This window comes from Kribbella sp. NPDC050281, assembly GCF_040655855.1.
Lineage (GTDB): Bacteria > Actinomycetota > Actinomycetes > Propionibacteriales > Kribbellaceae > Kribbella.
The window spans coordinates 17,616-38,755 of sequence record NZ_JBFAKS010000051.1; the positions used below are offsets into that span (position 1 = coordinate 17,616).

The following is a 21,140-nucleotide window of genomic DNA, read 5'->3' on the forward strand; positions in this document are numbered from 1 at the left end:
TTCGAAAGGAAAACCGTCATGAGCAAGACAGTCCTGATCAGTGGCGCGTCGAGCGGCTTCGGTGCACTCACCGCCCGTGCCCTCGCCGACGCCGGCCACATCGTGTACGCCGGAATGCGCGACCTCAACGGCCGGAACGCGGCGGCCGCCTCCGACGCCAAGCAGTACTCGACCGAGCACAACGTCGACCTCCGGCCCGTCGAGCTGGACATCAGCTCGGACGAGTCGAGCCGCCAGGCCGTGAACACCGTGGTGAGCGAGACGGGTCGACTCGACGTACTCGTGCACAATGCCGGCCACATGGTCACCGGCCCGGCCGAAGCGTTCACGCCGGAGCAGTTGGCCGACCTGTACGACACCAACGTGGTCGGCACGCAGCGACTCAACCGCGCGGCACTCCCGCAGATGCGCGGGCAGCAGGACGGGCTGATGGTGTGGGTTGGCAGTTCGAGCACGCGCGGCGGGACCCCGCCGTACCTGGCTCCGTACTTCGCGGCGAAGGCGGCGATGGACGCGCTGGCGCAGAGCTACGCGCTGGAGGTCGCGCGCTTCGGGATCGAGACCACGATCGTCGTACCGGGCGCCTTCACCCACGGGACCAACCACTTCGCCCACAGCGGCAAGCCGGCCGACACGGACATCGTGTCTGCGTACGAGACGAAGTACGCCGGTCTGATGGACCAGGTCAGCCAGAAGCTGGCCGAGCTCGAGCCGGCCTGGGCCGATGTCGCCGAGGTGGCCAAGGAGATCGTCACCGTGGTGGGCACCGAGAAGGGCCGGCGGCCGTTCCGGGTGCACATCGACCCGTCTGACGACGGTGCCGCAGTGGTGAACGGGGTGGCCGACCGGGTCCGCGCCGAACTGCTCCGGCGGATCGGCCTGGATGACCTCCTCCACCCGGTGGCATGAGGGGCCTGATCGACGTCCACTCGCACTTCCTGCTGCCGGAGTACGTGGCAGCAGCGGAACGCGCCGGGCATCTCCGTCCAGACGGGATGCCCGGCTGGCCGGAGTGGAGCGTCCGCAAGCAGCTCGGCCTGATGGACCGCAACGAGATCGCGACCGCTCTGCTGTCCGTGTCGTCGCCTGGGGTGCACTTCGGCGACGACTTCCGGGCGCAGGTGCTGGCCCGGCGGATGAACGAGGCCGCCGCCGAGCTGGGCCGCGACCACCCGGGACGGTTCGGCTCCTTCGCCAGCCTGCCGCTGCCGGATGTCGATTGTGCCCTGGTCGAACTGGATTACGCGTACGACGTCCTGCACGCGGATGGCGTCGTACTGATGAGCAACGCCGGCGGTCAGTATCCGGGTGAGCCGTCGTGGGATCCGTTGTGGCATGCGTTGAACGACAGGTCGGCGCTGGTGTTGCTGCACCCGACCTCGCCGCCGCAGTGGCGCCAGGTCGCCCTGGACCGCCCGCGGCCGATGATCGAGTTCGTCTTCGACAGCGCCCGGGCGGTCACCGACCTCGCGCTCACCGGGGTGTTCGCCCGCTACCCCGACATCCGCTTCATCGTCTCGCCCGCCGGTGCACTCCCGATGATCGCCGAACGCCTCGATCTCTTCCAAACAACGTTCACAACCCCGTCCGGCGGTCTGCCCAGCGTTGCCTCCCAGCTGCAAACCCTCTGGTATGACTCCACCGGCGCGTCTGCACCCGACAGCCCCGACCGTCTCGTCTTCGGTAGTGGCTACTGCTTCACTCCAACGGACGCGGTCCCCCGCCACCTCGCCAGCCTCGACGTCGCCGTACCCGGCTGGCGGGAACACGCGAAGACCAACGCGTCCGAACTCATTTCAGCCCACGCGCATAGTCGTGTGCGAACTTGATCGTCCGGTCCCGCTCCTCATCGGTGCCGACCGGGCAGAGCAGGAACTCGGTCGCTCCGGCCTCCGCGAACCGCTCGATCTCCTTCGCGACGGCCGACTCGTCGCCCAGTACGGCGGTGTCCTCCGGTCCCGCCTTGCCGCCGCGATCCAGAACTGCTCTGTAGGCGGGCATGTCGCCGGCCGGGCCGAAGCGGGCCCGGATCCAGTCGCGGGTCGCGTCCGGATCGTCGGTCAACGCGACGCACGCGCCGGCGATGATCTGCGGCCGCGGGCGACCCGCAGCCGTCGCGGTCTGGTCGATCGTCGGCCGGATGAAGCTCTCGATCACCTCCGGTCCGACCCAGCTGGTCGTCGTACCGGCGGTCAGCTCGCCCGCGATCTTCAGCATCCGCGGGCCCAGCGCGGCCAGGATCAGTTCAGGTGCCTCAGTCCCGGGGATCTCGATGTGCCCGCGCGCGGTGAGCTTCTCGCCCTCGTACGCGACCGGCTCGCCGGACAGCAGTGGCCCGAGGGCTTCGACGTACTCGCGCATGTAGCGGGCCGGCTGCTCCATCGACAGCCCGAACATGCCCTCGATGATCTGCGGATGACTCGACCCGATCCCGAGCGTCAGCCGGTTGCCGATCACCGCCTGCACGCTGAGCGCCTGCGCTGCCAGCGCGAGCGGGTGCCGGGGATAGACCGGCACGATGCCGACCGCGAACTGGATGGTCGAGGTGAACGGCGCCGCCCCGGCGATCAGCGTGAGTGCGTCCCACCCGAGCCGCTGGCTGAACCAGATCCGGTCGATGCCGTGCTCCTCAGCGGCCTTCGCGGCCGCGCCCACCTCGTCGATGCGCAGGTTCTCTTCGTCGATCCACAGTCCGAGTCTCATGTCCATCAGTCAACGAGTCCGGGGAGCGGCGACCAAGCCCCGATTACGCTGGGCAGCGATAACGACTCGTGATCGCTGGAGGTCTCCGATGGAGCTACGGCAGCTGCGGTACTTCGTCACCGTCGCCGAGGAACTCCACTTCGGCAAGGCCGCCGAGCGGCTCAACATCGTCCAGCCCGCGGTCAGCCAGCAGGTGGCCCGGCTGGAACGCGAACTCGGCCTGAAGCTGCTCGACCGGTCCTCCCGCCACGTCCGGCTGACCGGTGACGGCGAGCGGATGCTGCGCGAGGCACGGACGATCCTCGCGGCCGCCGACCGCGCCACCGAGGTCGCGGCGGAGCTGGTTTCCGGACAGAGCGGCGTACTGCGCATCGGGACCGCGCAGGGACTGCGAGATCGGCTCGAGCGTGGGTTGGCCGTGCTGCGGTCGGACACTCCGGGAATCGAGATCAAGCTCAGCTCGGGCTCGGCCGCGGATCACCTCGAGGCGCTGCGCGCGGGTGAGCTCGACGTCGCGTTCGTCCGCGGTGAGGTGGCCGCTGCCGATCTCCAGGTGGTCGAGCTCTGGCAGGATCCGCTGTCCGTCCTGGTGCCATCGGCGTACCGGGCGGATGACGGCGTGAAGCTCGTCGACCTGGCGGGTCTGCCCTTGCGGCTGCCGGCCGATCCTTGGCTGCTCGAGCGGATGGTCGGCGCCTGCCGGGAGGCCGGGTTCGAACCGCTCGTGGGTCGTCCGGTGGACAACCTGGAGGACACGGTCGTCGAGATGTCGGCCGGTGCGCCGGCCTGGACCGTGGTCTACGGCACGTCGTGTGAACCGGCCGAGGGTGCGTTGTGGATGGGGCCGTTCGCACCGACGCTGTCCGCGCCGGGCAACCTCGTGATCGCGACGGGGGATGCGCCGGTCTGCCTGGACGTGCTGGTGATGGCCTTCGGCTGACAACCCCGGCGGGCCCTGACAGCACCGCCGGGGTGACTGTTGATCTCTCAACAGCTCGGATCGTATGCGGAGACCCCTCTCCTGAGGAGTGGTCGTCTCAGGAAAAGACCCGTGCGGATGGTGGCGCCCGGTGACCGGTCGCTGACGGAGCGGGCTTATCGTTGGTTCTTGCAACCATAACCAGGCCTGGGTGAGGACCCGGTGTCCCGACGTGCGCAGGTACGCCGGGACACGTGCCGGCCGTTTCCGCCCCGGAGCAGCGCTGAGCCGCTGCCCCGGCCCCGAAGCGACCCCGCGTACGAACGGAACCCGATGTCTGCCACCCGGACCGAGGCCATCGACTCGGCGACGGCCCATCCCGCCGCCCCCGAGCAACCCCCAGCCCGCTACCGCTCGATGTACGCCGAGGACCGCCCGGCGCCGTCCAGCCCACCACCGGCCGCCGCCACCATGGATCCGGGGCTGACACACCGCGAGATCCTCGAGATCCTGGCCGGTCTGCTCGCGGCGCTGTTCACCGCGGTGCTCAGCTCGACCATCGTCAGCAACGCACTGCCGACGATCATCGCGGACCTGCACGGCACGCAGACGCAGTACACCTGGGTCGTCACCGCCAGCCTGCTCGCGATGACTGTGTCGACGCCGGTCTGGGGCAAGCTGTCCGACCTGATGAGCAAGAAGCTGCTCATCCAGCTCGCGATCATCATGTTCGTGGCCGGCTCCGCGCTGGCCGGCGCCGCGCACAACGTCCCGTTCCTGATCGGTGCACGGGTCCTGCAGGGGCTGGCGATGGGCGGCCTGATGGCGCTCGCGCAGGCGATCGTCGGTGCCGCGATCCCGCCGCGCAGCCGCGGCCGGTACTCCGGCTACATGGGTGCCGTGATGGCGGTCGCCACCGTGTCCGGGCCGTTGGTCGGTGGTGTCATCGTCGACACCTCGTGGCTCGGCTGGCGCTGGTGCTTCTACGTCTGCGTGCCGCTCGCCGTAGTTTCGTTGATCGTCCTGCAGCGGTACCTGCACCTGCCACTGGTCAAGCGCAAGGTGAAGCTGGACTACTTCGGCGCGATCCTGATCGCGGGCGCGGCCAGCCTGCCGCTGATCTGGGTGTCGTTCGCGGGCGAGCACTTCCCGTGGTGGTCCTGGCAGACCGGCGCCTACCTGGGCGGTACGGCGCTGCTCGCCATTCTGGCCGTGATCGTCGAGACCCACGCGCGCGAGCCGCTCGTCCCGGTGCAGGTGGTCCGCGAACGCACCACCGCGCTGGCGATCCTGGCCAGCCTCGCGGTCGGCATCGCGATGTTCGGCAGCGCGGTGTTCCTCGGGCAGTACTTCCAGATCGCCCGCGGCTACAGCCCGACCGAGGCCGGGTTGCTGACGATCCCGATGATGTTCGGCTCGTTCCTCGGATCGGTCGGGTCCGGGCAGCTGATCACCCGGTTCGGCAGGTGGAAGCGGTACCTCGTGATGGGTGGGTTGTTCCTCACCGCGGGGCTCGCGGTGCTCGGGACGATCGACCACACGTCGCCGTACTGGTACGTCGGGTGCGGCATGCTGTCGATGGGCATCGGCATGGGCATGATGATGCAGAACCTGGTGCTCGCCGTACAGAACACCGTCGACGTCAGCCAGGTCGGTGCGTCGAGTGCCACCGTCACGTTCTTCCGCAGCCTCGGTGGTGCTGTCGGTGTCTCGGTGCTCGGTGCGGTGCTGGCGACCCGGGTCACCGATCTGATCGCCGAGAACCTGCGCGCCCTCGGGCCTGAGGCGGCCGCGGCAGCGCAGAGTGGGGGCGGCGGGAGTGTGCTCGACGTCAACTCCCTGCCGGCGCCCGTCGCCGAGATCGTGCGGCACGCCTACGGCGATGCGACCGGGAAGATCTTCGTGATCGCGGCGTGCTCGGCGGTCGTCAGTCTGCTCGCCGTGCTGTTCATCCGCGAGGTGCCGCTGCGGCGGACGGTCGGGATGACCGACGAGGGCGGCGAGCCTGCCGGCATGACTGCTGAGGTGCCGGAGGATCCGGCGGAGCGGGCGGCTGTGGTGGCGCTCGACGTGATCACCTCGGCCGAGCGGACCGCTCGCGAACGTGAGCGCGAGGCCAACGAACGCGTCCAGGCCGCTTCCACGGTGATCCGTCAGATGCGGACCGACGTCGCCGATCTCTTCACCCGGGTCGACCAGCAGATCGCTGCCCTGGAGGACGCCCTCCCCGACGCGGTTCCCCAACCGGCTGCTGCCATTCTCGACTCCCAGCGACCGGCGGGAGAGTTGGTCGACGAACTGCGGCGCTACGAACTGAGCGTCCTCAGCGCGAGCCAGCGCACCGCCGATCACCTCCGCGAAACCGCCAAGACCGAAGCCGACCAGCTCCTGGCCGAGGCCCGAGCGGAGGAGCACGAGGTCCGGGCCCGGATCGCCGAGCTGGAAGCCGTCGAACAACGCCTCCTCGGCACCGTCCGTGACGGCCTCTCCTACACCCCACCACCCCCGCCAACCCCTGGGTCGACCGGCAACGGCTACCCCAGTGAGGATGTCCGGGAGCGCCAGGCGTTTGGGTGAACGTAACGACAGGAGGTAGTGGCTTCCAGCCGGCGATGTGGGTGCAGCTCAGGCGGCGCCGCGGCTTGCTGGGCCGACTACCTCCTGTCCTTAGTGCACACCACCCCCGGTTGATGTCGGGTGCGGATGGCATGCTTCCGGGAGAAGCCTGGGAGCGAGGAGTGCCGTGGGGCCGTGGGACGTGGAGCAGGTGCTGGGACTGGCGCCTGATTCTGCGTCCGCGAAGGCTGGGCAGTCGCAGGCTCGGCCGGAGAAGTGGTCCGGGACCGGGGCGTCCGACCGTGCTGTGTGGGGACTGTGCCAGGGGAGCGGCAAGGCGCCGTACCAGACCACGGTTGATCCGAGTGGCCCGGCGTACAAGTGCTCGTGCCCTAGCCGGAAGTTTCCGTGCAAGCATGCGCTCGGGTTGCTGTTGCTGTGGGCGACCGGGGCGGTCCAGGGCGGTGACGAGCCGGAGTGGGTGAGCTCGTGGGTGGATCAGCGAGCGGCCAGGGCCGAGCGGCCGGAGCGAAAGCCGGGTGAGGTGGCCGACCCCCTGGCTGCGCAACAACGTGCATCGAGGCGGGCCGACCGGGTGTCGGCCGGCATGGCCGAGCTGTCGAGTTGGCTGGATGACCAGGTCCGGCAGGGGCTGGGCGGATTCGACCAGCGTGCGTACACCGAGCTGAGCAGACTCGCCGCGCGGATGGTGGACGCGCAGGCGCCAGGAGTCGCAGGAGCGGTACGGCGAGCCGCCGGGGTCGTCGGCCGTGGTCACGGCTGGCCGGGTGAGCTGCTCGAGGAGCTGTCTCTCATCCACCTGGTCGTCTCGGCCCACGGCCGCCTCGCCGACCTCCCGCCGTCACTGGCCGACACCGTGCAGTCGCGGATCGGCTGGACCGTCGAGACCGCCCGCGTGCTGGCCGAAGGAGAGAAGGTCGTGGACGACTGGCTCGTGCTCGGCCGCGTGGTCGAGCCCGACGACCGGCTCACGGTCCGCCGCGTCTGGTTGCGTGGGGCAACGACTGGACGACTCGGTCTGATCCTGACGTTCGCCGCCGCTGGTCGCCCGCTCGACCCGCTGCCGGCGCGACCGGGTGAATATGTCCCCGGCACCCTGTCCTTCTACCCCGGTGCCCTCCCGATGCGCGCCCTGCTCACCCAGACCGCGCCACGCCTGCCCGCACCGAAGCCGACGGGATTCACGGCCCGCCAGGCCCTGGCGTCGTACGTCGAGTCCGTCGCTGCCGACCCGTGGAACGAACGCTGGCCGCTGGTCCTGCAGGACGTGCGTCCAGCCCAGTACGGCGAGGGATGGGCGCTGGTGGACGACGCGGGGGACGGACTGGAGATCTTGCCCGGCGTGGATCCGTGGAAGCTGCTGGCGGTGTCGGCCGGCGATCCGGTCACCGTCGCCGGCGAATGGAACCGCGCGGGCTTCCGGCCGATGACCTGCTGGCACGGCGATCGGCCGGTGATCCTGTGAAGGGTTGGGACGGGCTGGTCAGCTCGGCGTTGCTCGGTACGGACCGGCGGCCGGTGCACTTCGAGGAGTTGCCGGAGCACATCCAGGAACGGCTGGGCGACGGTGGACTGCTCGACGCGGCCGCGCTCGCGACCGTCTACAAGCGCGCCGGTCGCAAGCCTCTGCAGGAGCTCGAACCGTTGCCTGTGGCCTCCGGTGAGGATCGGCCGTTGCCCCGGCCGGTCGCGATCCGGCGGCTGGCCGCGATGCTTGGTGGATTCCAGACGACCGCGCTCGGCGAGTGGCTGCGTGCCGCCGACGCTCGTGGTTGGGGCGTGCCGCCGGAGCACCTTCCGGCGTTGGCCGACTATGCCCGCAACAGAGCGGAGTACCGGCCGCTCGTGATCGCCGCCGCAGGTCGGCGGGCCGCGTGGCTGGCGGATCTGAATCCGGAGTGGCGCTTCCTGCACGCAGCGGTTGTCGAGAGCAACGATCCGGAGCTGTGGACGCATGGCAACGCGATTCAGCGCCGTAGCTGGCTGCGCGGCCAGCGGCAGCACGATCCGCACGCGGCACGGGAGGCGCTGAGCGAGGTCTGGCCGACCGAGTCCGCCTCGACTCGCGCTGACTTCCTCGGTCTGCTCGCGGATGGATTGTCCGAGCAGGACGAGGACTTCCTCGAGGCCGCGCTCGACGACCGGTCCAGGGAGGTACGTCGGGTGGCGGCCCGTCTCCTCGCGCGAGTTCCGGGCTCGAAGTACGGCGAACGCATGGCCGAGCGGATGTGGTCACACCTGACCGTCAGCCAGGGTGTGATCGCGGTCGACCTGCCACGGCGGCTGAGCGCCTCGATGGAGCGCGACGGGATCACCTCGGAGAACCCCGAGGGGGTCGGCAAGCGCGCGTGGTGGTTCCTGCAGATCGTTGCCAACACCCCCTTGTCCGTCATGGATCTCAGCTGGCTGCAGACGCCGGTGGAGGGCTGTTCACCTGAGGTGCTGCAGGCTGCCTGGACGGAAGCCGCGATCCGGGAGGGTTCGGCCGAATGGGCCCGGAGCTTGTTGCGGTCCGAGGCATCGACCGGCAGCCGGAGTCCGGCGGAGCTGCTGCGGCTGCTGCCGCCGGATGAGTGGGCGCGGGCCGTGGAGGCGCTCCGCACCACCGTGGATGTCGCCGAACTGGTGGGCGGGCTGCCGGTGCCGTGGCCGTCGTCGCTCGCGACCATGATCCTGGACCAACTGGCCAAGGTGGGCACCGCGCGGGCGTGGGCCCGGTTGGCGAGCATCACGGCCCGCGCCGCGCCGCCCGACGTACTGAATCATCCGATCACCCGGGAGCCGACCGGCGAGGAAGACACCTGGCGCCGACGGCTGGTCGAGACCCTGATCTTCCGACGTGAGATGTACGAGGAGCTGGCATGACCACTGAAGTACTGCGGCCGCACGCGGAAGAGGAGTACGCCGACGAGCTCGTCGCACTGGCAGCCGCGGACGATCGCGCCCGCCCGCCGGCCTGGCGGCTGTCGCCGGCGGCGGTGGTCACCTACCTGCTCGGCGGACGCGCGGGTGACACGGAGATCTCACCGAAGTACGTCGGTCCGCGCCGGCTGATCGAGGTCGCGGTGGCCACGCTCGCCACGGACCGTGCGCTGCTGCTGCTCGGCGTACCGGGGACGGCGAAGACGTGGGTCAGCGAGCACCTCGCCGCGGCCATCAGCGGAGACTCGACCCTGCTCGTGCAGGGGACGGCGGGTACGGCGGAGGAGTCGATCCGCTACGGCTGGAACTACGCGCAGTTGATTGCCCAGGGCCCCAGTGAGGCGGCGCTGGTGCCCAGTCCGGTGCAGCGGGCGATGACCGAGGCGAAGATCGCCCGGATCGAGGAGCTGACCCGGATGCCGTCCGACGTCCAGGACGCGCTGATCACGATCCTGTCCGAGAAGACGCTGCCGGTGTCCGAGCTGGGCACGGAAGTCCAGGCCCGCAAGGGTTTCAACGTGATCGCCACCGCCAACGATCGGGACAAGGGCGTCAACGAACTGTCCAGCGCGTTGCGGCGCCGCTTCAACACCGTCGTACTCCCGCTGCCGGACTCCGCCGAGGACGAGGTGGACATCGTCTCCCGCCGGGTCGCCCAACTCGGTTCGGCGCTGGAGTTGCCGCAGCCGGACGACGCGCTGGAGGAGATCCGCCGGGTGGTGACGATCTTCCGCGAGCTGCGGTCGGGCCGGACCGAGGACGGCCGGACCGCGGTCAAGTCCCCGTCGGCCACGCTGTCCACTGCGGAGGCGATCAGCGTCGTCACCGGTGGTCTTGCGCTGGCGGCACACTTCGGGGACGGCGTACTGCGTCCGACCGACGTGGCCGGCGGCATCCTCGGGGCCGTCATCAAGGACCCGTCGGCCGACCGCGTGGTCTGGTCGGAGTACCTCGAGACCGTCGTGCGAGAGCGGGATGACTGGGCCCCGTTCTACCGAGCCTGCCGAGAGATCAACGGATGACCGTTCACCTGCTCGGGATTCGGCATCACGGGCCGGGATCGGCGCGGGCGGCGGCCACCGCTCTCGGCGAGATCCAGCCGGATGTGGTGCTGATCGAGGGACCGCCGGAGGCCGACAAGGTGGTGGAGCTGGCCGCATCGGAGGAGATGGAGCCGCCGGTCGCACTGCTGGCGTATGCGGTCGACGACTCGACCCGGGCGGCGTTCTGGCCGTTCGCGGTGTTCAGTCCCGAGTGGCAGGCGATCAAGTACGCGCTGGGGGCCGGTGTGCCGGTGCGGTTCTGCGACCTGCCCGCCGCGCAGCAGTTCGCGTCGTCCGGTGGTGAGGGGCGGCGGGCGATGTCGATCGATCCGCTGGCCACGTTGGCGAACGCGGGTGGGTACGACGATCCCGAGCGCTGGTGGGACGACGTGATCGAGTCTCGGCGCGAGGGGGCCGAGCCGTTCACGGTGATCGCGGACGCGATGCGCGAGTTGCGGCACGGCGAGGAGGCGACCGGCCGCGAGGCACAGCGCGAGGCGTACATGCGGACCGTGCTGCGCAAGGCCCTGCGCGAGGGGCATGAACGGATCGCCGTCGTCTGCGGCGCCTGGCATGTGCCCGCGCTCGAGATTCCATTGCCTCCGGCAACGCACGACCAGCGGATCCTGAAGGGTCTACCGAAGCGGAAGGTCGCGTGCACCTGGGTGCCATGGACGCATGGCCGGTTGGCGGCGGCGAGCGGATACGGCGCGGGCATCACCTCACCCGGTTGGTACCACCATCTGTTCACCGCGCCTGACCAGATCACCACCCGCTGGCTGTCGAAGGTCGCTCGCGTACTGCGGGACGAGGACCTCCCTGTCTCCAGCGCCCACGTGATCGAGGCTGTCCGGCTCGCTGACACCTTGGCGGCCTTGCGCGGACGTCCGCTGGCCGGGTTGAGCGAGGTCACCGAGGCGACGCGGGCAGTCCTGTGTGGTGGGAACGACGTACTGCTCGATCTGGTCACCCGGGAAGCGGTGGTCGGTGAGCTGTTGGGTTCGGTGCCGGGGGAGACGCCGCAGGCGCCGGTGGCGGCGGACCTTGCCGCGCAGGCGCGGCGGTTGCGGATGAAGCGGGACGCGACCGAACGGGTGATCGAGCTCGACCTGCGGAAGCCGAACGATCTGGACAAGTCGCGACTGCTGCACCGCTTGCGGATTCTCGGCGTGCATTGGGGCGTTCCGGCGACCGATGAGCGGCGCGCGCAGGGCACGTTCCGCGAGATGTGGCGGCTGACCTGGGATCCCGGTCTCGAGGTCGAGTTGGTCGCAGCGGGTGCGCACGGTACGACGGTGATCGGTGCCGCGACCACCGTGATGCTGCGCGTGGCCGGCGATGCGTCGACGCTGGCCGATGTCACCGCGGCCTTGGAGAAGTCTCTGCTGGCCGACCTCGAGGACGCGCTTCCCGAGTTGCTGCGCGGAGTCGACACTCGCGCGGCGGCCGACGCCGATGTCGGTCACCTGATGGCCGCGCTGCCCGCGCTGGCACGTTCTTCGCGGTACGGCGACGTCCGCGGGACCGACACGGCCGGGTTGGCCTCTGTCGCGGGGCGGATGGTGTCCCGGATCTGTGCCGGGCTCGGGCGGACCGTCCATGGTCTTGATCCCGATGCGGCTGCTGCCGTGCAGGAGTTGATCGACGGTGTTCAGGACGCAACCGCCTTGCTGGCCGAGGATGTGCGGTCGGAGTGGCTGAACACTCTGGAGGGGTTGAGCGACCGGACCTCGGTGCCGCCGCTGATCCGTGGGCGGCTGACTCGGCTGATGCTGGACACGTCGCGGCTGGCGGATCAAGAGGTCGCGTTGCGGCTGGGGCGGGCGCTGTCCCCGGGTACGCCGACCGCCGGTGCGGCCGGGTACGTCGAGGGATTCCTGGCGGGTGGCGGTCTACTGCTGGTGCACGACGAACGGTTGCTGGCGTTGGTGGATGCGTGGCTGGGCGCGATCCCGGACGACGCGTTCGTCGAGGTGCTGCCACTGCTTCGCCGTACCTTCGGGACCTTCGCGTCGCCGGAGCGGCGGTCGATCGGGACGCGGGCGCGTGCCCTGGCCGACCCGGCCGCGCTGATTGTTGCTGACGACAATGATCTGGACACCGAGCTGGCCACGTCCGTGCTGCCCGTCGTCGCGCAGTTGCTGGGGGTCTCATGAGCGACGAGAGAATGCGTCGCTGGCGGCTCGTGCTGGGCAGTGACGCCGAGCCCGAGACGGGTACGACGCTGTCCACGCAGGACCGGTCCGTCGATGCGGCGCTCGCCGCGCTGTACGACGCGGAGCCCGGAGAGCAGGGGCCCGGGCGGTCGGCCGGGCTCGGTTCGTCGGCGCCGCGGGTCGCGCGGTGGCTGGGGGACATCCGGCAGTACTTCCCGAGCACCGTCGTACAGGTCATGCAGCGGGACGCGGTCGAGCGGCTCGGCATCACCCGGATGTTGATGGAGCCCGAACTGCTCGGCGCGGTCGAGCCGGACGTGCACCTGGTCAGCACGTTACTGGCGCTCAACGAGGTGATGCCGGAGGAGACCAAGCAGACCGCGCGTGAGGTCGTCGGCCGGGTGGTCGCCGAGTTGGAGGCGCGCCTGGCCGAGCGCACCCGGGCCGCGGTCACCGGTGCCCTGGATCGGGCCGGACGGACCGGCCGGCCGCGGCATTCGGACATCGACTGGGACCGGACCATCCGCGCGAACCTCAAGCACTTCTCGCCCGCGCTCGGCACGATCGTGCCGGACCGGTTGGTCGGGTACGCGAGACGCAACCACAGCGTCCAACGCGACATCGTGCTTGCGATCGACCAGTCGGGCTCGATGGCGGAGTCGGTGGTGTACGCGTCGCTGTTCGGCGCGGTGCTCGGGTCGATCCGCACGCTGCGGACCAGCCTGGTCGTCTTCGACACAGCGGTGGTCGACCTGACCGATCAGCTCGAGGATCCGGTCGACGTACTGTTCGGGACTCAGCTCGGCGGCGGGACGGACATCAACCGCGCGCTCGCCTACTGCGAGGAGCTGGTCACCAAACCGGCCGAGACCGTACTGGTGCTGATCTCGGACCTGTACGAGGGCGGCGTCCGCGAGGAGATGCTCCGTCGCGCCCGCACCCTGACCGAGTCCGGTGTCCAGGTGATCGCCCTGCTGGCGTTGGCCGACTCCGGTACGCCGTCCTACGACCCGGAGAACGCGGCCGCGCTGACGGCCCTCGGCATCCCGACCTTCGCCTGCACCCCGGACCGCTTCCCCGACCTGATGGCCGCAGCCATCCGCCACGAAGACATCACCACGTGGGCCGCCACCAACCTGTCCTGAAAGGAACGCTTTATGACGACAGTCGAGCTGACCCGCTTCCGGGTGCTGCCCGAGAAGACCGCGGAACTGCTCGCGGCCCGCGCCGACATGCTGACGGACTTCACGTCCGATCGCGCGGGGTTCCTCGGCGCTCGCCTCGTGCAACTCCCGGACAACGAGTGGCTCGACATCGTCGAGTGGGCGAGCCCGGAGGACTTCGCCGCGTCGCGGGACAAGGGCGGGAACCTTCCCGGCATCGCCCGGTTCTTCGCCGCGATCGACTCGCTGGTCACGGCCGAGGAGGGCACGCTCGCCGTCGACGAGCCGTAATCCGCCTGACAGTGGGCGGAGCGGGTGCGACCGTGGGCGGCATGGAGATCACGGAGATCCCGCCGCACGAGTACACACGGGCGGCGGAGTTGTGGGAGGCGTCGGTGCGGGCGACGCATGACTTCGTCACCGAGGCGGATCTGGACGTGTTCCGGCCGTTGGTACGGGCGTCGTTCGGGGAGATGCCCCAGCTGGCGGGTCTCCGCGCCGACGAGGGGTTGCTGATCGGCTTCATCGGCGTCGCCGAAGGGAACGTCGAGATGCTGTTCCTGGACCCGGCGTACCGAGGGCAGGGCGGTGGGAGTCTGCTGCTCGCGCATGCCTTCCGCGAGTTCGCCGCTACCGCGGTCGACGTGAACGAGCAGAACCCGCAGGCCGTCGGGTTCTACGAGCATCACGGCTTCCGAACGGTGTCCCGGAGCGAGCACGACACGACGAACAAGCCGTACCCGATCCTGCACATGAAGCTAGCCGGCTAGTTCGAGGATGTCGATCGGGGTGTTCGGGTCGGCCTCGGCGAAGCGGAGAGCCCACTGGACGGCCTCCTGCTTGGAGTCGACGCGGATGATCGAGACCCCGGCGACGAGCTCCTTGGTCTCGGTGAACGGTCCGTCCATGACGCGCGGCTCGCCGGGGCGGGGGAACGTCACCCGGGCGCCGCGGGCGCTCGGCATCAGCCCCTCGGCGACGAGCAGTACGCCGGCCTGGCGCATCTCCTCGAGAACCGCGTCCGCCCGGGCCAGCATCTCCGGGTCCGGCGGGTTCCCGGCCTCGAGGTTGTCGTTGGTCTTGTGAAGCAGCATGTACCTCATACGGCAGACCTTAGTGCCGTCCAGAACGCCGGCGGGATCTCATGGTCCATCCACCCGGCGACCTCGGTGATCTCCCGCGGGCTCCGCGCCCCGACCACGACCGCCGGTACGGCGGGATGCGTGAGTGGGAACTGGACCGCAGCGGCCAGCAACGGTACGTCGTACTCCCGGCACAGCTCACGGAGTCGGGCGATCCGCTCCAGCAACGCAGGTGGCACTCGGGCGTACCCGTGTGGTGCGCCGTCCGCGGTGTCAGCCAGTACGCCGCCCTGGAACACGCCGGCCGCGAGCACACTCACGCCGTACTTCTCGCAGAGCGGTAGTAGCTCGTCGGCCCCGGACTGGTCGAGCAGCGTGTACCGGCCCGCGAGCAGGATGCAATCGGGTCCGTCCGCGCCCGTCTCGCTGAGGAACCGGGCCGCGACGTCCGCGTGGTTCACACCGAGCGAGATCGCGCGGATCGTGCCGCGCCCGCGCAGCTCGGCCAACGCCCGCAGCGCCTCGGTCGACGCGGTCAGGTAGTCGAGGTCGGGGTCGTGGATGTGCAGGACGTCGATCCGGTCGATGCCCATCCGCTTCAGACTCGCCTCGAACGACCGCATCACCGCGCCGTACGAATAGTCCAGCCGGGGACCGAGGCCCGGCGGCGGGTCCGCCCAGATCGGCTGGATGTCCGGCCCGCCGGGCTCGATCAGCCGGCCCACCTTGCTGCAGAGCACGAAGTCGTCCCGCGGCCGCCCGCGCAGCGCGAGCCCGGCCCGCTGCTCCGAGACGCCGTAGCCGTACACAGGTGCGGTGTCGAAGAGCCGGACACCGAGCTTCCAGGCACAGTCGATGGTCGCGATCGCCTGCGACTCCGGAACCGCGGCGAACATCCCGCCGATGGAGGCCAGTCCCAGTCCCAGCCTGCTCACCGTCAACCCTGTCCGCCCCAGCTCCACACTCCGCATGCCGACGACCCTAGGAGTTGCCGCCGACAGAAACCGGGTCTTCCCCCCGGCCGGTCCGCACGGCACCATGCGGAGATGGGTGAGATCGCGGAGCGGTACCGGCGGCGCGCCGAGGCGTTCGAGCGGAAGGTCGCGGCGGTACGGCCGGAACAGTGGGACAACCCGTCGCCGTGCGAGCTCTGGACGGCCAAGGACGTGGTCGACCACATCGTCACGATGCACGGGGTGATGCTGCTACCGGTCGCCCGCAAGCTCGAGGCGTCCGACGACCCGTTGACGGCGTTCCAGGAGGCGCGGGCGGCGGTCGAGGACGTCCTGGAGGACCCGGTGCTCGCGCTGACCGAGACCGACACCCCGAGCGGACGGATGACCGCGGAGCGGCACGTCGACGAGGTGGTCTCCGACGACCTGGTCCTGCACGGCTGGGACCTGGCCCGGGCCACCGGTCAGGACGAGACGATGGATCCCGTCGATGTGGAGCGGATCTGGGCCAGTACGGCGGCCATCCCGGCCGAGGTGATGCAGCAGTTCCGTACGCCCGGCGCCTTCGGGGAGGGGATCGAGGTGTTCGGTCCGGAGGTCGAGGTCTCTGTTGACGCGCCGCTCCAGGACCGTCTACTGGGTCTGATCGGCCGTCAGCCGTAGCAGGTCGCTCGGGGCGTAGTAGACCTCTGGTGTGGCGCACAGCGGCGCGCTGAGGAGCTGTCTGGGGTGCGACATGAGCAGTGCGTGTCCTTGCGCGACAGCCGGCTCGAGATACTCGTGCCCCGGCAGGTCCGCCACGGCAGTCCGGCAGCCGAGCGCCATACCCTCGAACAGCGCCGTCGTCGACACGCCGACCTGGTACGTCGCGGAGGCCAGCAGGTCCAAGGTGCTCCCGCCGGTCGACAACTGCACGCCGGCCGGAACGGTGTAGTCCGACGCGTGCTCACTGGGGTGCGGCCGGAACAGCACCTCCAGCTCCGGATGCTCCTTCGCGACGGACTCGGCCACATGCAGCAGCTCGGCACCGACCGTGCCCTGCGACAGGAACACGACCCGGTGCGGATTCTTCTCCGTCGCACGCGGCAGGTACGACGTCCCGACGATCTCCGTCGTCATGCCGGCCGGGAGGTCGGCGACGGTGGTCCAGTACGACCCGAAGCACCAGAGCTCGTCCGGCTGATCGGCGACCACCGGCCGGCCGGGGTAGCTGTAGCCGAGGTGGAACGGGCTGATCGCCCCGTGCTGCAGCTCGACCACCCGGATTCCGAGATCCCGCGCGGCGCCGACGATGTGCTGGTGGAAGTAGGCGACCACGACGTACACGGTCTTGATCCGGTGCCGCCGCAGCAGGGCGCGGTAGAGGGCCCGCAGTCGCAGATGTTTGGGCACCTCCCGGGCCACGAGAGCGCCGATCGGAACTGAGATCCCGGTCAGGTCGCGGAGCGCTTCGCTGACTCCGCGGTCGTCGGCGGATCGCTCGTGCAGCGCTCCCGCCGCGGAGGTGAAGAAGTCGAGGTTCCGGCTGCCGGGCAGGGGTGTCCCGTTGATGCCGGAGTCGAGGATCAGCGCCGACGGGCCGAGCGCGGCTCGGAGCTCGTCGGTGTAGATCTCGACACCGTTCGGTTTCCGCGGGTGCGGGACGACGAGCGAGTCGTAATGCCCGACGAACGGGCTGCGCGTGACCAGTCCGGTGACGTGCCTGCCGACCAGGCTTGCCTTGTCGTACGACGAGCGCCGTACCGGATGCGGTGCTCCGTGAATGCCGCTGCGGCGGGTCAGCTCATGGAAGACACGCATCCGGATGATCGGCCACGGGTGCGCGCTCTTGATCCGCCACTCGAGCAGACTCAGATCCCGCTCCACCTGCCAGATCGCCCGGCACAGGCCCGCCACCGTCGGGCCCACGCCCGGCGCCGTGCCGTTCCCGGTACTCGTCATGGTTGATCCCCACTATGCCCGCGAGACTGCCGACCCCTGAGAAGAACCGGCGGACCGCCTTCAGCAGGTGCGTCCTCCGGCCGAGCAGGAGCCCGGTAAGGGCGAACCCGATCGCCGAGATCACCCGGGCCGAAGCATAGGCCAGAACGAGCAGATAGCTGATCGCACCCGGGCGGATCAGCAACCGGCTGATCGTGTCGCCGCTGCCGGACCGGAACGCACGGCGTACCAGCCAGCTCAGAGTGGTCCGGCCGACGGGCACCTCCTCGGAGATCACCGCCTCCTCGCACCAGACGATGCGGAAGCCTGCCCGGTGCACCCGGAGGAAGAAGTGCAGGTCGCTGGAGCCGGTGTAGCGGAACGCGGGATGGAAGCCGGGCGTCACCCTGTGGTAGACCCGCCGGCTGACCAGCGTGTTGTTCGTGTACGCCTTGCGCAGTTCCACACCGGTCGCGTGCCGGCCCGTCGAGTCGTGGACGTCGCTGTAGTTGTTCCACACCGGTGCGCCGTCCGGAAGGTTGCCCTTGACCGGACCGGTGACCACGTCGGCGCCAGTGGCCTCCCAGGCGCGCAGGAGCGACGCCAGCCACCCGGGCGGCGCGACCTCGTCGTCGTCCACGAAGATCAGCGCGTCGTCGTTCCAGCACAGCTCCACCGACCGCTCCCGCGCGAACGGGATCCCCGGCTCTGGCTCCACCACCGACTCGATCGGGTACGGCGTCCCCTCGCCGAACTCCTCGAGCACCCGAGCCGCCGACCCGTCGGCGTCGTTGTCGACCACCACGATCCGGATCCTGTAGTCGGATTCCTCCGGAAGTTCCTGGGCCTGCAGGCTGGTCAGCAGGGCGTGCAACAGAGCAGGTCGCCTGAAGGTGATTACCGCAATGGCGACGCTGGTGGTCATGGCGCCTGAGACTATCGGTCCCCACCAACCCACCACCATCCAGTCGGCGTGTGAAGTACCCCCCAGCCTCACTCAGCTCAGCGGGTGAAGGAGCCACAAAGGGCACCGCTGCGCGGCGGCAGTGCCATCGGCCGCCTCCGGCGGCACCCGCGGCGGGTGTCACGGAGAGTGTCATCGGCGCGACCACCGCGGCCCTGTTCTACTCGTCGCGCGCTCCACCACCCACAGAATCCGTCAAACGAATGACCGTGTCGCCACTACGGTGTGTACGCATGGCCTAGCCCTGGCTGCGTCGACCAGCTGTACCTGGAGGTACAGTTTTGGGGTGGAGACGGTGGAGCGGTTGATTCGCAGTACTCAGGAGCTGTTGTGGGAGCGGGGGTATGTGGGGACCAGTCCCAAGGCGATTCAGCGGGCGGCCGATGCGGGGCAGGGGAGTATGTATCACCACTTCACCGGGAAGGCTCAGCTGGCGCGCGCGGCGATCGAGCGGTCGGGGGCTGAGCTGCGGGAAGCCGCCGAGGACCAGTTCAGCGGCAGCGGTACGGCGACCGAACGGATCAGCGGGTACCTGGAGCGGGACCGGGAGGTACTGCGGGGGTGCCGGATCGGGCGGTTGACCTCGGACCCGGACGTGATGGCCGACCCTGAGCTGCGCGCACCGATCGACGAGACCTTCACCTGGCTGCGCGCCCGGCTCGCCGAGATTGTTGCTGAGGGCATGCGCAACGGCGAGTACCCTGGCTCACTGGACCCCGAGCAGACGGCGGCTACCATCGCCGCCGTCCTGCAGGGTGGTTATGTGCTGGCCCGGGCGGCGGGTTCCGTGGAGCCGTTCGAGCTGGCGGTGAAGGGTTTGATCAACCTGTTGCCGGAGGGTACGAAGTGAAGTTCGGTGCGGTGTTCCCTCAGCTCGAGATCGGTGCGGACCCGACGGTGGTGCGCGACTGGGCGACGACGGTGGAGCGGGCCGGGTACAGCCACGTGCTCGCCTACGACCATGTGCTCGGCGCGGATCCGGCGAACAGGCCGGGCTGGACCGGCTACACCGACAAGTCCTTGTTCCATGAGGTTTTCGTGCTGTTCGGGTACTTCGCGGCGATCACCACCGAGCTCGAACTCGTCGTCGGCGTCCTGGTGCTCCCGCAGCGCCAGACCGCGCTGGCCGCGAAGCAGGCGGCCGAGGTGGACGTCCTGAGCGGCGGCCGGTTGCGGCTCGGCGTCGGCATCGGCTGGAACCAGGTCGAGTACCAAGCCCTCGGTGTGCCGTTCAAGCAGCGCGGCGCTCTGCTCGAGGAGCAGGTCGACGTACTGCGCAAGCTGTGGTCGGAGCCGGTCATCTCCTACGACGGGAAGTTCCACCAGATCGTGGAAGCGGGGCTCAACCCGCTGCCGCGCCGGCAGATCCCGGTCTGGTTCGGCGGCGGTGCGGACGCCGTACTGCGTCGTACCGGGCGGATCGGTGACGGGTGGATGCCGCAAGGCCCGCCTGACGACACAGCGCGGGCGCAGTTGGAGACGATCCGGGCAGCGGCTGTCCAGGCAGGTCGCGATCCCGCGCAGATCGGCTTCGAGGCCAGGCTCACGCTCGGCAACGTGCCCGAGCAGGACTGGCGGGCGTACGTCGACAGTTGGCGCGAGCTCGGTGCGACCCACCTGACCGTCAACACGATGAACATGGGCCTGTCGAAGCCCGAGGACCACGCCGAGGTCCTGCGCGACGTCCTGCCGAGACTCAGCTAGCCCAGGGAGTGTTCGCGGTCGAGCCGCGGATCACCAGTGGGCACGGCAGGCTGACGATCTCGGTCGGCCGGTCCGGGTCGGCGATCCGGCCGCGGAGCAGGTCGATGCCGGTCTGGACGATCGCATGCACCGGCTGCTCGACCGAGGTCAGATCGAACGACTCCCAGGCGGCGAGTTCGGTGTTGTCGAAGCCGATCAGCCAGACGTCGTCGGGCACCTTGGCGCCGATCGCTCGCGCACCGTCCAGGATGCCGAACGCGAGCAGGTCGGTGACGGTGTAGATCGCGGTCGGCGGTCTCCGCTTCGACAGCAGTTGTCGCGCGGCCGCGTGACCGTCCGCATGCGGAACCCCGACCGAGACGACGTTGCTGGGCTTGATCTTGACTCCCCCGTCGGTGAGCGCGGCGCGGAAGCCGAGGTCGCGATCCCGCGAAGTGTTCCCGGTGTGGGTCAGGGTGACCAGACCGATGTCGGTGTGGCCGGCCTCGACCAGGTACCGGCCGGCGTCGTACGCGCCCTGCCAGTTGTCGCCGACCACTTGATCACAGTCGAGGCCGTCGATGCCGCGATGCAGCAGCACGGTCGGTGTCCCCGAGGCGAGTGCCATCGTGTGCAGCTTCGAGTCGTACGTCGCCGACGTGAGCAGGAAGCCGTCGACCAGGCGCTGGTGCAGGACGTCGGCGATCGTCTCCTCGGGGTCGTGCTCGATGTTCCACAAGATCATGTGCAGCCCGACCGAGCTGAGCACCCGGCCGATCTCGTCCAGCAGCTCGGCATGGAACGGGCTGGTCACCCGGGTCATGAAGACGCCGATCGTGTCGGTCCGCCCGGTCTTCATCGCGCGGGCCAACGCGTTCGGCGTGTAGTTCGCGTCCTTCAGCACCTGCAGCACCCGGGCCCTGGTCTCCGGGTTGACCTTCGGATTGTTGGTCAGCACCCGTGAAACCGTCGCCTGGGACACCCCCGCCAGCCGGGCCAGATCCCTGCTCGTCGGTGGTCGCGCCATGACTCCGCCTCCCCTCGTAGTCCAAATG

General features: G+C 69.6%; 20 protein-coding genes. 14 read left to right on the top strand and 6 right to left on the bottom strand.

Features of this window, described 5'->3' with window-relative positions; genetic code table 11:
• Nucleotides 1-18: 18 nt before the first annotated feature.
• Both AB0I34_RS38400 and AB0I34_RS38405 read left to right on the top strand, forming a co-directional pair.
• Complete coding sequence (locus tag AB0I34_RS38400) at nucleotides 19-909, top strand: SDR family oxidoreductase (protein ID WP_360455532.1); 891 nt, start codon at nucleotides 19-21, stop codon at nucleotides 907-909.
• Nucleotides 906-1,829 (top strand): amidohydrolase family protein, encoded by a 924-nt coding sequence (locus AB0I34_RS38405; RefSeq protein ID WP_360455535.1) that lies wholly within the window; start codon nucleotides 906-908, stop codon nucleotides 1,827-1,829. Before AB0I34_RS38400 ends, AB0I34_RS38405 begins: the two co-directional genes overlap by 4 nt.
• On the opposite strand, the gene AB0I34_RS38410 is transcribed toward AB0I34_RS38405, so the two are convergent.
• Nucleotides 1,792-2,703, bottom strand: coding sequence for a TIGR03564 family F420-dependent LLM class oxidoreductase (locus tag AB0I34_RS38410; RefSeq protein WP_360455538.1), 912 nt, complete (start codon nucleotides 2,701-2,703; stop codon nucleotides 1,792-1,794). The two genes, AB0I34_RS38405 and AB0I34_RS38410, sit on opposite strands and share 38 nt — an antisense overlap.
• A gap of 88 nt (nucleotides 2,704-2,791) precedes the next feature.
• On the opposite strand from AB0I34_RS38410, the gene AB0I34_RS38415 reads away from it, so the two are divergent.
• The 9 genes from AB0I34_RS38415 (at nucleotide 2,792) to AB0I34_RS38455 (ending at nucleotide 14,253) form a co-directional block, all read left to right on the top strand.
• Nucleotides 2,792-3,643: a LysR family transcriptional regulator gene (locus tag AB0I34_RS38415; protein ID WP_360455541.1), complete on the top strand. Its 852-nt coding sequence runs from the start codon at nucleotides 2,792-2,794 to the stop codon at nucleotides 3,641-3,643.
• Nucleotides 3,644-3,955: 312 nt separating this feature from the next.
• Nucleotides 3,956-6,199 (top strand): MFS transporter, encoded by a 2,244-nt coding sequence (locus AB0I34_RS38420; RefSeq protein ID WP_360455544.1) that lies wholly within the window; start codon nucleotides 3,956-3,958, stop codon nucleotides 6,197-6,199.
• A 166-nt stretch (nucleotides 6,200-6,365) separates the two neighbouring features.
• Nucleotides 6,366-7,664 (top strand): SWIM zinc finger family protein, encoded by a 1,299-nt coding sequence (locus tag AB0I34_RS38425; RefSeq protein WP_360455546.1) that lies wholly within the window; start codon nucleotides 6,366-6,368, stop codon nucleotides 7,662-7,664.
• Entirely contained in the window at nucleotides 7,661-9,064 is a 1,404-nt protein-coding gene (locus AB0I34_RS38430; protein ID WP_360455549.1) for a DUF5691 domain-containing protein, read from the top strand. Before AB0I34_RS38425 ends, AB0I34_RS38430 begins: the two co-directional genes overlap by 4 nt.
• Nucleotides 9,061-10,143, top strand: coding sequence for an AAA family ATPase (locus AB0I34_RS38435; protein WP_360455552.1), 1,083 nt, complete (start codon nucleotides 9,061-9,063; stop codon nucleotides 10,141-10,143). Before AB0I34_RS38430 ends, AB0I34_RS38435 begins: the two co-directional genes overlap by 4 nt.
• Entirely contained in the window at nucleotides 10,140-12,320 is a 2,181-nt protein-coding gene (locus tag AB0I34_RS38440; RefSeq protein ID WP_360455555.1) for a DUF5682 family protein, read from the top strand. Before AB0I34_RS38435 ends, AB0I34_RS38440 begins: the two co-directional genes overlap by 4 nt.
• A complete protein-coding gene (locus AB0I34_RS38445) occupies nucleotides 12,317-13,465 on the top strand; it encodes a VWA domain-containing protein (RefSeq protein ID WP_360455558.1) in 1,149 nt (382 codons plus the stop codon). Before AB0I34_RS38440 ends, AB0I34_RS38445 begins: the two co-directional genes overlap by 4 nt.
• Before the next feature lie 12 nt (nucleotides 13,466-13,477).
• Nucleotides 13,478-13,774, top strand: coding sequence for an antibiotic biosynthesis monooxygenase (locus AB0I34_RS38450; protein WP_360455561.1), 297 nt, complete (start codon nucleotides 13,478-13,480; stop codon nucleotides 13,772-13,774).
• A 41-nt stretch (nucleotides 13,775-13,815) separates the two neighbouring features.
• Complete coding sequence (locus AB0I34_RS38455; protein WP_360455564.1) at nucleotides 13,816-14,253, top strand: GNAT family N-acetyltransferase; 438 nt, start codon at nucleotides 13,816-13,818, stop codon at nucleotides 14,251-14,253.
• Here the strand turns inward: AB0I34_RS38455 and AB0I34_RS38460 are convergent.
• Both AB0I34_RS38460 and AB0I34_RS38465 read right to left on the bottom strand, forming a co-directional pair.
• The gene (locus tag AB0I34_RS38460) at nucleotides 14,242-14,586 is read right to left on the bottom strand and encodes a YciI family protein (RefSeq protein ID WP_131361628.1); all 345 of its coding nucleotides are present in this window, start codon (nucleotides 14,584-14,586) and stop codon (nucleotides 14,242-14,244) included. The two genes, AB0I34_RS38455 and AB0I34_RS38460, sit on opposite strands and share 12 nt — an antisense overlap.
• Nucleotides 14,583-15,536: an aldo/keto reductase gene (locus tag AB0I34_RS38465; protein ID WP_360455567.1), complete on the bottom strand. Its 954-nt coding sequence runs from the start codon at nucleotides 15,534-15,536 to the stop codon at nucleotides 14,583-14,585. The genes AB0I34_RS38460 and AB0I34_RS38465 overlap by 4 nt, the downstream gene beginning before the upstream one ends.
• 75 nt (nucleotides 15,537-15,611) lie before the next feature.
• Here AB0I34_RS38465 and AB0I34_RS38470 point away from each other — a divergent pair, with 75 nt between their 5' ends.
• Nucleotides 15,612-16,181, top strand: coding sequence for a TIGR03086 family metal-binding protein (locus AB0I34_RS38470; RefSeq protein WP_360455570.1), 570 nt, complete (start codon nucleotides 15,612-15,614; stop codon nucleotides 16,179-16,181).
• Here the strand turns inward: AB0I34_RS38470 and AB0I34_RS38475 are convergent.
• Complete coding sequence (locus AB0I34_RS38475) at nucleotides 16,152-17,318, bottom strand: hypothetical protein (protein ID WP_360455639.1); 1,167 nt, start codon at nucleotides 17,316-17,318, stop codon at nucleotides 16,152-16,154. The two genes, AB0I34_RS38470 and AB0I34_RS38475, sit on opposite strands and share 30 nt — an antisense overlap.
• Complete coding sequence (locus tag AB0I34_RS38480; protein ID WP_360455573.1) at nucleotides 17,302-18,363, bottom strand: glycosyltransferase; 1,062 nt, start codon at nucleotides 18,361-18,363, stop codon at nucleotides 17,302-17,304. The genes AB0I34_RS38475 and AB0I34_RS38480 overlap by 17 nt, the downstream gene beginning before the upstream one ends.
• A 325-nt stretch (nucleotides 18,364-18,688) precedes the next feature.
• On the opposite strand from AB0I34_RS38480, the gene AB0I34_RS38485 reads away from it, so the two are divergent.
• Both AB0I34_RS38485 and AB0I34_RS38490 read left to right on the top strand, forming a co-directional pair.
• A complete protein-coding gene (locus tag AB0I34_RS38485) occupies nucleotides 18,689-19,252 on the top strand; it encodes a TetR/AcrR family transcriptional regulator (protein ID WP_360455576.1) in 564 nt (187 codons plus the stop codon).
• Complete coding sequence (locus AB0I34_RS38490) at nucleotides 19,249-20,106, top strand: LLM class F420-dependent oxidoreductase (protein ID WP_360455579.1); 858 nt, start codon at nucleotides 19,249-19,251, stop codon at nucleotides 20,104-20,106. Before AB0I34_RS38485 ends, AB0I34_RS38490 begins: the two co-directional genes overlap by 4 nt.
• On the opposite strand, the gene AB0I34_RS38495 is transcribed toward AB0I34_RS38490, so the two are convergent.
• Nucleotides 20,099-21,112: a LacI family DNA-binding transcriptional regulator gene (locus AB0I34_RS38495; protein ID WP_360455582.1), complete on the bottom strand. Its 1,014-nt coding sequence runs from the start codon at nucleotides 21,110-21,112 to the stop codon at nucleotides 20,099-20,101. The genes AB0I34_RS38490 and AB0I34_RS38495 overlap by 8 nt on opposite strands.
• Nucleotides 21,113-21,140: the final 28 nt, after the last annotated feature.

What these genes read in the sequence shown, in the direction of transcription:
- AB0I34_RS38480 (WP_360455573.1), bottom strand. Translation starts at nt 18,363, where the DNA reads ATGACCACCAGCGTCGCCATTGCGGTAATCACCTTCAGGCGACCTGCT.
- AB0I34_RS38435 (WP_360455552.1), top strand. Translation starts at nt 9,061, where the DNA reads ATGACCACTGAAGTACTGCGGCCGCACGCGGAAGAGGAGTACGCCGAC.
- AB0I34_RS38415 (WP_360455541.1), top strand. Translation starts at nt 2,792, where the DNA reads ATGGAGCTACGGCAGCTGCGGTACTTCGTCACCGTCGCCGAGGAACTC.
- AB0I34_RS38455 (WP_360455564.1), top strand. Translation starts at nt 13,816, where the DNA reads ATGGAGATCACGGAGATCCCGCCGCACGAGTACACACGGGCGGCGGAG.
- AB0I34_RS38450 (WP_360455561.1), top strand. Translation starts at nt 13,478, where the DNA reads ATGACGACAGTCGAGCTGACCCGCTTCCGGGTGCTGCCCGAGAAGACC.
- AB0I34_RS38470 (WP_360455570.1), top strand. Translation starts at nt 15,612, where the DNA reads ATGGGTGAGATCGCGGAGCGGTACCGGCGGCGCGCCGAGGCGTTCGAG.
- AB0I34_RS38445 (WP_360455558.1), top strand. Translation starts at nt 12,317, where the DNA reads ATGAGCGACGAGAGAATGCGTCGCTGGCGGCTCGTGCTGGGCAGTGAC.
- AB0I34_RS38440 (WP_360455555.1), top strand. Translation starts at nt 10,140, where the DNA reads ATGACCGTTCACCTGCTCGGGATTCGGCATCACGGGCCGGGATCGGCG.
- AB0I34_RS38420 (WP_360455544.1), top strand. Translation starts at nt 3,956, where the DNA reads ATGTCTGCCACCCGGACCGAGGCCATCGACTCGGCGACGGCCCATCCC.
- AB0I34_RS38410 (WP_360455538.1), bottom strand. Translation starts at nt 2,703, where the DNA reads ATGAGACTCGGACTGTGGATCGACGAAGAGAACCTGCGCATCGACGAG.
- AB0I34_RS38465 (WP_360455567.1), bottom strand. Translation starts at nt 15,536, where the DNA reads ATGCGGAGTGTGGAGCTGGGGCGGACAGGGTTGACGGTGAGCAGGCTG.
- AB0I34_RS38475 (WP_360455639.1), bottom strand. Translation starts at nt 17,318, where the DNA reads ATGCGTGTCTTCCATGAGCTGACCCGCCGCAGCGGCATTCACGGAGCA.
- AB0I34_RS38400 (WP_360455532.1), top strand. Translation starts at nt 19, where the DNA reads ATGAGCAAGACAGTCCTGATCAGTGGCGCGTCGAGCGGCTTCGGTGCA.
- AB0I34_RS38405 (WP_360455535.1), top strand. Translation starts at nt 906, where the DNA reads ATGAGGGGCCTGATCGACGTCCACTCGCACTTCCTGCTGCCGGAGTAC.
- AB0I34_RS38495 (WP_360455582.1), bottom strand. Translation starts at nt 21,112, where the DNA reads ATGGCGCGACCACCGACGAGCAGGGATCTGGCCCGGCTGGCGGGGGTG.
- AB0I34_RS38460 (WP_131361628.1), bottom strand. Translation starts at nt 14,586, where the DNA reads ATGAGGTACATGCTGCTTCACAAGACCAACGACAACCTCGAGGCCGGG.